Here is a 13,627-nt window from a genome sequence, read left to right on the forward strand (position 1 = left end):
TTAAAAAGTAAGGTTCATGCCTACGGATAACTTGCGATGAAAAGGATATGCAAAACCTCTATTGCCGGTTGCCTCTGGATCTATATGCTTTTTTATTGAGGACCATTCATATATATTTTCACCGGTTACGAAAAATCTCAATTTGGAAATGTGCATTTTATCCAGCAATCTATGCGGAAGGGCATAACCAATAGTGATGTTTTTAAACCTCAGGTATGAAGCACTTTTCAAATATTTTGTCTGAGGAATATCAAGACCGGCCCCATAATTGGAATCTGCCAACCAACTTTGTAAAACAGGATACTCGGCATCGGTGTTGGCATCGGCCAAACCAGCATCTATATATGATTGTGAGTGTTGGGCCATTAAGGCATCACTATCGGCAGAACCCCTGTAAAAATCTAAGAGATGGGGGTACACATTGGCATAGGGTTGTTGATAAGGACCCCAGAAAAGATAGTTGGTGGGATAGTAATCCATTTTTCCGACACCCTGCAGGAATCCGCTAATATCAAATCCTTTCCATGACATATTCAGATTAAAACCAATTTGGTAACGAGGCCTGGAATTGCCTATCAATTTTAAGTCCTTAGGGTCATTGGCAGATTCCCCGCGTAATATTTTACCATCCCCATCTTGGTCAACGTATTTTGGCCATCCTGGCACAATGGATAGCGCGCCCCATGGAACAATAGCCGATTCGTCCAGGGCAGCTATCTCTTCCTCGTTCTTAAAGAAGCCATCATTTTCCAAGCCCCAGATTTCACCAACTTTTGCACCTTCACGCCATTGTGAAAATAGTTGCCCATCATTATCAAATCTAGTTATGGTAGTTTCATTGTCCGAAAGGATTATAGAACTGCCAAAATCAAAAGCACTTCCTCCCAACATAAAATTATTCTTATATCCAAGGGTGAATTCCCAACCATAGGTTTGGAGGTCCGCTGCATTAGCACTGGGTGGGTCCGTACCCAATACACCAGGCAATTCTTGACTTGGTGTTAGCATGCCTATGGTATTTCTAACATAATTATCTAAAGAAAGGTTGAGGGAGTTGTCAAAGAATCCCAAATCGACCCCAAAATTGGTAGTCACCACTTTTTCCCAAGTGTATGTATTGGGGTTAATCCCCAATCCTGGAGCATAAACTGCCTTTGGGTATTCTCCGTCTATCAAATAACCGGATTGCCCAGTGGACATAGTATTGATATGTCCATAATTACTGACATTTTGGTTACCAAGTGACCCATTTGAAATCCGAAATTTTAAATGGTTTATCACATCACTTAGCTCTTCACCAAACCCTTTACTGGCTATCCACGCCAAAGAAACTGAAGGAAAGAAACCATATCTATCTTCTTTTGGAAATCTTGAGGAACCATCATATCTTCCATTTAGTTCCAAAATATACCTATCATTATAGATATAATTTAACCTACCAAAAACACCGTTCAATGCCCAGTCCGAATAGGCCCAACCAACTGTTTGTTCTCCAGTAGCCAAAGCCATGTTTGGAAGATCCGATGAAATTAGATCATCCCTGTTGGCCGAGAACCACTCATACTCATTTATCTCTTTATTGTAACCAACGATGGCCGTGAAATTATGTTTGTTAAATTCTTTGGCGTATGTAGCATAAAGGTTAAAGACATTGTATTTATTCTCGCCCAAAGCCTCGTAAGCATAATCCTCATTTACCTGTTCCCTGACATCATTGGGTCCAAATCCTATTTTATACTTGGTTCCATCCCAATGTCTGCGATCAAAATCTTTTTTAAAGGTGTGCTCGGCGGTCAAGGTTAGAGCCTTGTCCAATAAATATAAATTCAACCTATTTGTAGTCTGAATGCCAGTTTCCGTAATGGCCGTTTTACCGCCGTCTATCATACGTGCCGCTGCAATCCCGGCCGGCGTATTAGCCCATGTACCATCTGGGTTTCTTACAACATCGGTAGGTCTAAGGTTGTAAACATTGGTTATCCCATAAGTAGGCAGATTCCTATTGGTAAAAGACAAAAAGGTATTGTTCTCAAAATCCAGCCACTTATAAGGGTTTATGGAAACTTTTGACCTAAGTGCATTTCTCTCCCAAGAATCCTCAGCCAACCTATTTAAACCATTTTCAAGGGTATGGTTAGCGGAAACATAATAACTTATAACCTCCTTTTTCTCACTACCGGGGTCTACTATTTCCTTTTTTCCACTTATCGAAATGTTGTGGTTTTGAGAAAAGGCAGCACTATTGAAGAAGTACTCGTTCCAATTGGTATCTCCCATATATTGCCATCTATCAGGATTTTGGGGATCCAATCGTACATTGGGGACCGTTGGATCATTGGATCTATCTCGCGCCCATGCATAGGTTTCATCGGAATAATTTACATAGTCCCAGGGTGTATTATTGGTTGAAGTATCCAATAACCTGGAAAAGATATATGGATCAGTTATTGGATCGGGAGTTATTGTAGGCTTTCCCCAAATAAAAGAATTGGAATAGGTAATTTTACTTTGCCCACCCTCTTTGGTAGTAACCAGAACTACTCCAAATGCTGCCCGAGCACCATATATTGCAGCAGAGGATGCATCCTTCAATACAGAAATGGATGCAATATCGTTAGGGTTCATACGGGTAAGATCTGCCTCGGATGATGGAACTCCGTCTATCATAATCAGAGGGCTACCCCCATTAATCGAGGTAAAACCCCTAATATTAATACTGGCCGTGCTACCTGGTGCTCCATTAGCGAAGGAAATATTTAAATTAGCAACTGTGCCTTGAAGTCCCTGGGATACGTTGGCAATTGGCCTGTCTTCCAATTGTTTCATATCTACTACCGCCACGGAACCAGATAAGTTAATTTTCTTTTGGGTGCCATACCCTACTACCACGACCTCATTTAGCGCTTGGGAATCCGGGACCAATAGGACCTTAATGGTAGATTTCCCATCAACAATAACTTCTTGTGTCTGAAACCCAATGTAGGATATAACTAACGTGGTATCCAACGATGGAATAACAATACTAAAATTACCATCAAAATCAGTAACGACTCCAGTTGTTGTTCCCTTTACCATGACACTCGCCCCTGGCAATGGCTGACTGGTCTCAGAATCCAATACTGATCCGGAAAAAGTCTGTCCTTGAGCAAAGGACAACTGCCCCGCAAACACTACTAGAACAACACCGAGCAACATTGTGATAAGTGATCGGCTTTTGGCTAAGCACCGGTTTTTTTCTTTTTTCATAAAATCAAATTAAAAAATTCTACTATTTGGTTACGGTTAAATAAATTCTGTAATCTCTTGAAACAGAATATTGAAAAACGAAAGTAATAAAATAAATTGATTGAATGACCAATCAATTTAAAATTTTTGTATTATTATTGTTAAGATTATATTAACTTGTACAACCGATGGGAAGAAAAAGCTTAAAGACAGAACGCCAATCAGAAATAATTGAGGCCTTTTACAGGGTGGCACAAAAAGAGGGCCTAGAGAACGTTTCATTAGCCAAAGTGGCTACCGAAATGGATGTGAATACCAGTTTGGTGTTGCACTATTTTAAATCCAAAGATGAACTTCTTTTTGGGTTGATCAATTTTATTCTTGAACGCTATAAAAAACTTTATACAACAGAATATAATAAGGAAAGAAGTGGCTCCCGATTAGTGAGTATAATAAATAATTTATTCTCCAGAGAATGGAACGAACTTGTAGACGACGGTGTTTTTTACAGCTGTTTTGCCCTAATTTTTAGGGATGAAAAAATACAATTAGCCTATAAGGAATTACACGATTATTTAAGACTATTGCTCACAGAGGTTATTGAAGAGGCCAAAAGCAATGGTGAGGTAAATATTCAATGCTCCAAGGAAACGGCAGATTTAATCTTTGTTATGGTAGAAGGGGCGTATTATTATCTTTCCCTTTTTGAACCTAACGAGGAATATTATGAAAAGTTGAAAAAGTATAAGGAGGCCGCCATTGAAATACTTCAATTTACCAACCATACCTAATCCCCTTTTGAACCGCCTTTTCTTTTTTGGATTTTGATCAGAGCATACACCCCAATAAACATCCAGACAAGGTTTGTAAAAAGATTTGGCCTATCCTGCGTGTCATAAGCACAAACAACTAGGCACAAACCACCGGCAACATTCATCAATTGATAAAGTATACTTCTAGCGTGCAGTCGGTTAATGCTCAACAAAAAATAGGAAATTATGAATAAAGCGGAACCTGTCCACCCGATGATTTCGAATATGCTCACTGGTAATTGCTATTTTTAGAATTGACAAGATACTTCGAATTTTATAAATTGTATTTTTTAAAATTGCCTATTACGAAAAGACAAACAATTAACCTTACCAATCCTAAATTCACCTAATTGGTGAGCATAAAAAAGCAACTCTCTTAAAACTCCTATTCACAAGGCTTTCTAACGGTAGGTTCTGGACTCCCCGGGACAATATTAAAAAAGGCAAAGTTTTAAGGGAATTGAAACATGTTTTCATTCGTCAAAAATCCAACAAGGGCAGGTGATATTGGTAGGGAACTTAACACTCACCAGTCTATTTTGCCTTTTCTGGATTTAATTTACAAGCGCATTAAATATTACTAATGTTTTAAAGATAAAGATTTTGAGGCCGCCTTTCCTTCGAACTTAAATTTGTAATGGGATTATTCTCAAAAGTGTACTTTTTTTCTGGTCTTCTTTAGTTCAGAGGAATTATTTTTGTCTTCCAACAGTAATTGAAGTTTGTTCATATCCTCGGCAAGTTTAGTGTCCAGTATTTTGGCGTAATGCTGGGTTGTCTTTAAAGATTTGTGTCCCAGCATTTTGCTCACGGATTCAATGGGAACGCCATTGGATAAAGTTATAGTAGTGGCAAAGGTATGTCTTGCAACATGAAAGGTTAAGTTTTTGGTTATTCCGCATAGGTCTGCTATTTCTTTTAGATAGCCATTTGTTTTTTGATTGCTATAAACTGGTAATAATTGATCATTGTCACAATGTAAAGAGGAATACTTAGCGATGATTCTTTCTGAAATCGGTAAAAGGGGAATGCTACTTAATGATTTGGTCTTGGTCCGCTTTACTTTTATCCATCGTTTCCCGTCTATTCCAATTACGATATCGTTTGCACGGAGCTTGGCAACATCAATATAGGCCAAACCAGTGTAGCAGCTAAAAATGAAAACATCCCTGACCTGTTCCAATCTGGAAATGGAGAATTGTCTTTCCATAAGGGTATTAATTTCTTCTTTGTTTAAGAATTCCTTATCAATTGACTTGGGGCGAAGCTTAAAATTGTAAAAGGGGTCTTTGTCGATCCATCCATTGGCGTAGGCCTGACGTATTATTTTCTTTAAATAGGCTATATATTTTAAGGCAGAATTGTGTGAAAGTTCAAGATTGGCCTTTAGATAGTAAATGAAGCTATTGATGAACTTAACATCTATCTTATTTAGAGGGAGGTCCTCGGAATTATAGTTTGAAATTATAAATTTTTGGAGGTGTTTCTTGGTGGTCTTATAGCGTTGAAGCGTCCTAAAGGAGAATTCCCTTCCCACCAGTTTTTCCATTCTTAGGTTATGTTCTTCAAACATTTCCATGATTAGCTTTTTATTGGTATTTGCCCCTATAAATTCATCCCTTATTCCTTTTGCCGATATATAATTATTGCCATCGTTCAAAAACTTTTGATAAATCTCATATATGCGATTTTTAATGATATCCAGTTGACGGTTGGTCTGTTTGGCTTCCGGGGTATAGCCAATAACCTTGTTCGCCTTGGCATCCCATTTGGAAATAGCAACTTTTCTCATGGTACTAACTTCAGCTCTTTTACCATTATAAGTAATTCGAAGATAGATGATGGCCTGGGAAGGATCACTCACCCCCTTTTTTCGAATATAAAACAGAATTGACATTAAATCTTGCATAATTTTGAAATTTTTACTGCCTAAATATAGGGAAATAAAAATAAAAATATGCGTTGTAATACGCTGTTTATAAGGTGTTTATGATTGATTCGGTGGCACTAAATTCTGGAGTGTTAGTGCCACCGAATGGGACACTTTTTGGATGGTATAATATAGCATCAAATGTGATTAAATAAAATGAAAAACCCTGTAAATATTGATATTTACAGGGTTTTGATTGAATTTGACATTCAAATTGTACTCGAGGTGGGAATCGAACCCACACTCCGAAGAACTGGATTTTGAATCCAGCGCGTCTACCAGTTCCGCCACTCGAGCAAGGTAATTATTTCTTAGTTTTCAATTTTCTCAGCTGTTCTTTTCCAACACCTGATTTCCAATACTTTTCTCTTTTTCTGCCTTCCGTCCAATTTTCCCGGGATTCCGTGAAAATCAACTCGAAGGGTAAATAAGGTTTGGTTGTTTTTTCTCTGCCTTTATTATGCCTTTCTATCCTTGCCTCTAAATCCGTGGTCATTCCCACGTATATATAGTTAGAAGTCAAACTAGATATGGCATAAATCCAAACCATTTTCAATATTTCATTTCCAGCGCGCCTGCCTGTCGGTAGTCTGGCCTGCCTGTCGGCAGACAGGTCTACCAGTTCCGCCCTGCCTACCGCAGGCAGGCACTCGAGCAAGGTAATTATTTCTTAGTTTTCAATTTTCCCCCGGTTGTTCTTTTAACTCCCAGTTTCATTTGAGACTGCAAAACTAAAAAATATTTTCTTTATATCACCAAAAAAATAACAACATTTATACTTTAGCAACCCAAATTAATTTCTAAATTTGCACCTCCTTTTAAAAAGGAGTTCCAATAAACTAATAAACAATACATTAACAATGCCATATCAAGTACCGGAGCCTAAAATTTTCACCTGTACCCAAAGTACCAAGCTATCAGAAAAAATAGCCGAGCATTTTGGTTCCAATTTAGGCAATGTTATTTTTTCTAGATACAGCGATGGGGAGTTTCAGCCATCCTTTGAGGAATCTATACGTGGAATGCGTGTATTTATTATTGGTTCTACGAATCCTAGTTCTGAAAACTTGATGGAAATGTTGTTGATGTTGGATGCTGCAAAAAGAGCATCGGCACGGCACATAACTGCAGTAATGCCTTATTTTGGCTGGGCCAGACAGGATAGAAAAGACAAACCTAGGGTTCCAATAGCGGCCAAACTGGTAGCTAAAATGTTGGAGGCGGCAGGTGCTACCCGTATCATTACCATGGATCTCCATGCCGATCAAATACAGGGCTTTTTTGAAAAGCCCGTGGACCATTTATTTGCGTCCACTTTGTTCTTGCCTTATTTGAACAGCCTTAACCTTAATGACCTTACCATAGCCTCGCCGGATATGGGTGGATCTAAAAGGGCTTACGCCTATTCCAAGGCGCTTGGTTGTGATGTTGTTATTTGTTACAAGCAAAGGGCACAGGCCAATGTTATCTCGCACATGGAACTTATTGGTGATGTAGAGGGGAAAAATGTGGTTTTGGTAGATGATATGGTAGATACGGCCGGAACTTTGACCAAAGCGGCAGATTTAATGATGGCAAGGGGAGCTGTAAGCGTAAGGGCAATTACTACCCACGCACTTCTATCAGGGGATGCCTATGAGAAAATTGAAAAGTCGAAATTATCGGAACTTATTGTAACCGATTCCATACCCTTAAAAAAGGAAAGTAAAAAAATTAGGGTAATCAGCTGTGCCGAGTTGTTTGCCGATGTTATGCACAGGGTGCATCACAATACTTCCATTAGTTCCAAGTTTCTAATGTAGAAGTTTATTATAGGAAAGTAATTTAATTAATATTTAATAAATACAATGAAGTCAATTACAATTAAAGGATCAGAAAGAGAAAGCGTAGGCAAAAAAGCAACAAAGGCCTTACGTAATGCTGGAAAGGTTCCTTGCGTTATTTACGGAGGGGAAAAACCATTACACTTTGCAGCAGAAGAACTATCGTTCAAAGATTTAGTGTACACTCCAAACGCACACACCGTTGTGGTTGATTTGGAAGGTGGTAAAAAGTACGATGCGGTAATGCAGGATATTCAATTTCACCCTGTAACCGATAGCATTTTACATGTAGACTTTTATCAATTGTTCAAGGATAAGGAAGTTACTATGGACATTCCTGTAAGGTTGTTGGGTAATTCTCCAGGGGTTAGAAATGGTGGTAGATTATTGTTTAGAAAAAGAAAGCTTGCCATTAAGGCTTTGCCGGACAATTTGCCAGATTTCTTTGATGTGGATATCTCTAAATTGAAAATCGGAGGAAATATTTCCGTATCTACATTGTTGAAAGATGAGTTTACCATTCTTCACCCAGAAAACACTGTGGTTGTTCAGGTTAAAGCTGCACGTAATGCAGTCTTGACAGATGAAGAGGATGAAGAAGGAGAAGAAGGAGAAGAAGCTGCTGCAGAAGCGCCAGCTGAAGGTGGTGAAGAATAGATTTTATCTAAAATAAGTGTAAAAGCATCCCGTATCTGCGGGATGCTTTTGTATTTTTATGAATTTCAATTACGGTGCTATGTTCCGGTTTTTAGAATCTTTTTTTAAATTGAACAGTACATTGTTGGATGAAAAAGACGACATGAAGAAATTTTTAGTAGTAGGATTGGGCAATATTGGGGAGGAATACGCGGAAACCCGACATAATATTGGCTTTAAAATATTGGATTCCCTATCCACAGAGGAGGCTTTTACCTTTGAAACTGCAAAGTTGGGAGATGTGGGTACTTTTAAGGTCAAGGGAAGGAGTATAATCTGTCTTAAGCCATCTACTTATATGAACAGAAGTGGAAAGGCCGTAAAATATTGGATGGAGAAGGAAAATATTCCCCTTGAAAATGTACTTGTCATTACAGATGATATTAATCTTTCTTTCGGGACCATACGTTTAAAGACCAAGGGAAGTGACGGAGGCCATAATGGTTTAAAAGATGTTCAGCAGTACCTACTTACCACCAATTACAATAGATTGAGGTTTGGTGTTGGGTCCGATTTTGGAAAAGGAAAACAAATAGATTATGTCTTGGGAGAATGGAACCAAGAGGAAAAGGATGCTTTGGGTGAACGATATGAAAGAGTCAATGCGCTTATCCGTTCATTTGTACTTTCCGGGGTGAATAGGACAATGAACGAATACAACGGAACTTAACACCTTTAGCGTACTTTAAATTCGGAAATACTATTTGTAGCGGTATTTCCTTCCCTATCCATGGTAACTATTCTCCAGTAATAAACGGTGTTGGCTTCAACGCTTACCTTTAGATCGGATTTCCCTGATGTTAGTGTGCTTATCAGAGTAGTTGGAGGGGTTTCGGTGGAAAAATAAACTTCGTATCCTTCCAGATCATTATCCACATCTGCACCTTCCCATTCCAAGAGAACCTCATTATTAATGTCCCTGGCTATGTTCGATCCTGTTTTGGGAGCTACAACCTCAGCGGGAAAAGGGGCGTGGGTGGTTTCCACACCAGCATTAAAAAACCGCCATGTTTCGCTACGTGCCGATTCCGATACTTCCGTATTTTTGGAAACTACCAGCCAAGAAAATGGGGCCCCTCTTTCAATATTCAAATTTGCCGAAGTACCGCTTACCACAATGGTTTGAGTGGTGTTGGTATTCAAATTTGTAGCCCTTAGTTCATAGGATTCCGTATGATCCGATGCTTGCCATCTAAATTGTACTGTAGAATTATTGGTTCCTGTTACATTTATGCCGGTGGTGCATTCCGAGTTTTTCTGGGGAAAGACCAACAGGGCGGACAAGGGAGGTTTGGGAGAGTCCTTTCCTCCACATCCCACTAGGGCCAAGAAGCATAAAATTATGGCTATTGGTTTCATCCGTTTATTTTTTTACTACCTTAAAATTACTATTTATACCTTCCCCTTTAACCTTAAGGATGTAAATACCTGAGGGCAGACCTGTAAAATTAATTTTAATTTCATTGCTGTCAAGGGTGTAATCCTTATGGCTTATCAATTGGCCTACATAATTAAAAATCTGGGTATTTACAGTTTCCGGTCCATTATTGATTAAAATGTTGACTTCCTCCTCAAAAGGATTGGGGAACACTATAGGTTCATCCAGGAGGAACAATTGATCTTCATAGACGCCTTGGCATGGCAGATTGGTAGACACTTTAATTTGGTTTACACCTTGTTTAAGGTCTAAAGTAATACTGGAAGATTTGGTCTGCGTAACAATGCCATTTAATTCAATATTGTAGAAATCGCTTCCTTCCAGGTTCAATATGGTCTGATTTCCCGAGGCCGTTAGTTTGGAAGTAACGGTTAAGGGCGGAGGTTCTGTAATGATGGCTTGAAAACAATAGGGTTCGTATACCTTGTCATCTTCGGTTCCGGTAATACATATTTCATAGGTGCCAGCGGCAAGGCCTTCTTTAAAAAAGAAATTGGTAAAATTATTGCTTTCATTTATTCCATTACCGATAAGCGTAAGGTCGTAGTCCATATTGATGCCGGCCACGATACGTATAGAGCCATTATTTTGATTGCTACAGGATTCACTATTGATTTCCACTTCAAAATTATCTGCAGGTAAAATATAAACGGCACAGCCGTTTAAATCCACCGTGGCCCCCATGGGGGTGTTTAAACATAAGTCGTCCCCATCATCAAAAACCCCATCTTTATCTTCATCCGCCCTAAAGGTCCCTTCAACACAGATGTCCATGGAAAACGCATTTAAGGATCCTCCATCCGAGGCAGCAATGTCCTTGACCTCCAATATCCAGTCCCCATAGGTAGATTCCCCATTAAAAGCTGCCAAAGAGCCTAAGGGCCTTACGATGCCCTGAATGGCCGGACTTGTTCCGCATATAAATCCTTCCGCGCTATCATCAAATGTAGCCAGTATATCCTGATTTGCTCCACAGGAATTGGATACGAGAATTACCCGAGTGCCAGCAGGGGATATAAGGGTTACTTCCAAATCGGCAAGAAAGGTATGGGTCAGATCCAAATTAACATTAATATCTGCTACAGGCAGGTCGTTTAAAAGGGTAATGGTGGAAGTTATTGTGGGTGCCCCGGTTGTTGATATGGTAATGGGCAAATCCTTGGCGGCTTCCAAAGCACAGTTCAACTCCAAGGTTGTAAAGCTAAAGGCCGGACCAAAGGTTCCCTCCCCGCAGCTATTTTTTGGTTTAACGTGCCAATAATAAGTGGTTTCCTCTGTTAGACCGGTGGCCAAATAGGAGTTGAAAATAACCGTGGCCGTATCAATGATATTGGTGAAGGCCGCGTCATCGGCAATCTCAACATCATAGGAGGTATAGGAACTATTGGATTCCCATTCCAATTCTGATGCTATAAGTGCGCTTGTGGAACCATTGGTGGGCAATTGCAGAACAACATCCGTAAATGTAGTTTCCAATATTTTTACATCAATGACAACTTCCTTGGTGACATTTTCTGTAGTGGCCACTATGTTTATGGGGTAATTGCCTGGGGTTACCAAATCCGTATTGGAAAAGGTAATATTTACCAGGGTGTCGTTCACCATGGTGGAGGCAGGAGAAAAATCAATGGCCAATCCCGGGGGCATGCCGGTAGCGGAAAAGGTGGCCTCCTCGGAAAAATCATTATAGGTTTGGTAGTTGAAGGGCACTATTAAATCGTTGCCTTGGCAAACTTCGTGCTGCAATTGGGGGAAGTTCAACACTATATCGGACGGTGATATCGTAAAATTGGAAGCGTTTACTGCTAAAAAGATGTTGTCGTGTGCACTGACCATAATTCGGCCTGTAGGAGTGGAAAATCCAGGGATCAATATGTCCTGTTGTCCATCATTGGGGACGCTATCCGCTAATTTTATGGGAAAGGAAGCGCCTCCATTGGCAGAAAAAAAGATGTCTACTTTTTGAGTGTTTACCGGGCCCTGATTTGTTTTAGCCACATCCCATGTAACCTCTTGTCGGGTCCCTGCGGTATAAATCTCATTGGCGGCTTGGGAAGTTATTACAAAGGGCCCTGCATTGTCTATGACCATAACTTTTACCAAGTCCGATGTAACTTGTCCTCCGCCTAAGGAATTGTCCCTGACGGTAAGTGCAAAATCCAGTTCGCGTTCTACGTCGGAAACGGTTTCCCAAGTGGTATTAACATTGGGATTGGTTTGGGTAAGATTGCCCGATACGATGCTGCTGAGCCTTGGAAAATATCTGGTTGGTGTTACCGTTGGTTTTAGGGATCTAAAATTGGCTCCACTAAGATTTGTTGGTCCAAAGGTATTATGGGTAACTATGCCATCATTTATTTGTTCCCAATTGTACGTAAGTATATCATCTTCATCCACATCCGTTGCATTGCCTTTTAACCTAAAGGCCGTAGATTTTGGAATGGTAAAGTTGCCTGTAGGGACTATTTCCGGTGGATTGTTCAGCAAGGAGATTTCCTGGGCACAACTCGTTGTTTTTATGTATTCCAGTATCTGAAATATGCTGTAGTAATGAAAATAGTCATCCCCGTTCAAGGCCACATTGTTGTTGCCGGAAATACCTGCATACCCCATAATGGTTGTTCCACTTCCTGGCTCGGCCTGTACCAGAGTACCTTCCGATTCAAAGGACCAGGTGTGGTTGGCACCAAACTGATGTCCCATTTCATGAGCCACAAAATCCAGGTCAAAAATGTCCCCTTGCGGAATTAAGGCAGAGGAATAGGCACTCCCTTTTCTGGAATCTATACAAACCGAGGCGATAAATCCGGCATTACCTCCATTTTCGTCATTTTGGAACAAATGGCCCACATCATAGTTTTCAGCACCAATTACCGTATTTAAGGTATTTTGTACTTCAGAATTAAGATTTGTTCCATAGGGATCATTGTTTTTGTCCGTGTAGATTACCTCGTCTGTATTGGCAACAATCTCTAAACTAATGCCCAAATCGGTTTCAAAAATTTCATTTACCCTTGTAATGGTAGCATTTATAGCTGCTAGGGCATTTGGTACGGTTCCGCCGTGGAACTCTGTATACTCCCCTGTTGCCGAGATGGCCACCCTAAACTTTCTTAATACTTGACCATCCACCAATTTTAAAGCGGAAGGTCCTTTGTCTTTTTCGATAAGGGAAGTGGTCTCGCAAATGAAATTGGTGTTCATCATATAGGCGTCTTTCCTATTGTATACCAAATATTCATTGTCGGAACCAGACACTTTTTGCATGTAGGTGGCATTTTTGCTTTCCCCGTATACGATCATGCTTTGAATTCCGTTTTGGGAAACACTAAATCTTACCCTGTCCTTTTCATTCTTTAAGCCCCTGCCTACATAAGATTTTATTTGGGGGTATTTTTTGGAAAGTTCTGGAGAAAGTACTGAAGCTTCCTGAACAACGAAAGGGATCAAGTCTCCGTCTTCGTCTGGAAAACTTACTATTTTTGAAGACTTTTGGATTTGGTTCCCCTTTAGTTCATTGATAAAAACATCTTTTTCCAAAGAAAAAGTAAGGCCATGATTTATCCTTAACTCCGCTGTTTGCCTTTGGGACTTCTTGCTTCTAGAATCGGTTTTTTGCCAATACTTGGCTTGTCCAAATCCGCAATAGCAAAGAAAAAATATGGATATTGAAAAAACAAGACGTAATTTTACAACCATCAAG

General features: G+C 39.8%; 10 protein-coding genes and 1 tRNA gene. 4 read left to right on the forward strand and 7 right to left on the reverse strand.

Annotated elements, in window-relative coordinates; genetic code table 11:
• Window positions 1-3,246, reverse strand: a complete 3,246-nt coding sequence (locus U735_RS0101210; RefSeq protein WP_031442081.1) for a SusC/RagA family TonB-linked outer membrane protein — start codon at window positions 3,244-3,246, stop codon at window positions 1-3.
• A 167-nt stretch (window positions 3,247-3,413) separates the two neighbouring features.
• Here U735_RS0101210 and U735_RS0101215 point away from each other — a divergent pair, with 167 nt between their 5' ends.
• Complete coding sequence (locus U735_RS0101215; protein WP_031442082.1) at window positions 3,414-4,016, forward strand: TetR family transcriptional regulator; 603 nt, start codon at window positions 3,414-3,416, stop codon at window positions 4,014-4,016.
• On the opposite strand, the gene U735_RS0101220 is transcribed toward U735_RS0101215, so the two are convergent.
• The 4 genes from U735_RS0101220 to U735_RS0101235 all read right to left on the reverse strand — a co-directional run bounded on the left by U735_RS0101220 (window position 4,013) and on the right by U735_RS0101235 (window position 6,625).
• Window positions 4,013-4,270, reverse strand: a complete 258-nt coding sequence (locus U735_RS0101220; RefSeq protein WP_051891814.1) for a CBU_0592 family membrane protein — start codon at window positions 4,268-4,270, stop codon at window positions 4,013-4,015. The genes U735_RS0101215 and U735_RS0101220 overlap by 4 nt on opposite strands.
• A 416-nt stretch (window positions 4,271-4,686) precedes the next feature.
• On the reverse strand, window positions 4,687-5,946 hold the full coding sequence (locus U735_RS0101225; RefSeq protein ID WP_031442084.1) for a site-specific integrase: 1,260 nt from the start codon (window positions 5,944-5,946) through the stop codon (window positions 4,687-4,689).
• A gap of 238 nt (window positions 5,947-6,184) precedes the next feature.
• Window positions 6,185-6,264 (reverse strand) — tRNA-Leu (locus U735_RS0101230).
• Between the two features lie 7 nt (window positions 6,265-6,271).
• The gene (locus U735_RS0101235) at window positions 6,272-6,625 is read right to left on the reverse strand and encodes a GIY-YIG nuclease family protein (protein ID WP_232233143.1); all 354 of its coding nucleotides are present in this window, start codon (window positions 6,623-6,625) and stop codon (window positions 6,272-6,274) included.
• A gap of 202 nt (window positions 6,626-6,827) precedes the next feature.
• On the opposite strand from U735_RS0101235, the gene U735_RS0101240 reads away from it, so the two are divergent.
• The 3 genes from U735_RS0101240 to pth all read left to right on the forward strand — a co-directional run bounded on the left by U735_RS0101240 (window position 6,828) and on the right by pth (window position 9,156).
• Entirely contained in the window at window positions 6,828-7,769 is a 942-nt protein-coding gene (locus U735_RS0101240) for a ribose-phosphate pyrophosphokinase (RefSeq protein ID WP_031442086.1), read from the forward strand.
• Window positions 7,770-7,814: 45 nt separating this feature from the next.
• Window positions 7,815-8,447: a 50S ribosomal protein L25/general stress protein Ctc gene (locus U735_RS0101245; protein WP_031442087.1), complete on the forward strand. Its 633-nt coding sequence runs from the start codon at window positions 7,815-7,817 to the stop codon at window positions 8,445-8,447.
• A 79-nt stretch (window positions 8,448-8,526) separates the two neighbouring features.
• Window positions 8,527-9,156, forward strand: a complete 630-nt coding sequence (pth, locus tag U735_RS0101250; RefSeq protein ID WP_031442088.1) for an aminoacyl-tRNA hydrolase — start codon at window positions 8,527-8,529, stop codon at window positions 9,154-9,156.
• Between the two features lie 5 nt (window positions 9,157-9,161).
• Here pth and U735_RS0101255 read toward each other — a convergent pair whose 3' ends face one another.
• Both U735_RS0101255 and U735_RS0101260 read right to left on the reverse strand, forming a co-directional pair.
• A complete protein-coding gene (locus U735_RS0101255) occupies window positions 9,162-9,845 on the reverse strand; it encodes a fibronectin type III domain-containing protein (protein ID WP_031442089.1) in 684 nt (227 codons plus the stop codon).
• A 4-nt stretch (window positions 9,846-9,849) separates the two neighbouring features.
• Window positions 9,850-13,623, reverse strand: a complete 3,774-nt coding sequence (locus U735_RS0101260; RefSeq protein WP_031442090.1) for a reprolysin-like metallopeptidase — start codon at window positions 13,621-13,623, stop codon at window positions 9,850-9,852.
• Window positions 13,624-13,627 lie beyond the last annotated feature (4 nt).

The organism is Arenibacter algicola, assembly GCF_000733925.1.
GTDB classification, from domain to species: domain Bacteria; phylum Bacteroidota; class Bacteroidia; order Flavobacteriales; family Flavobacteriaceae; genus Arenibacter; species Arenibacter algicola.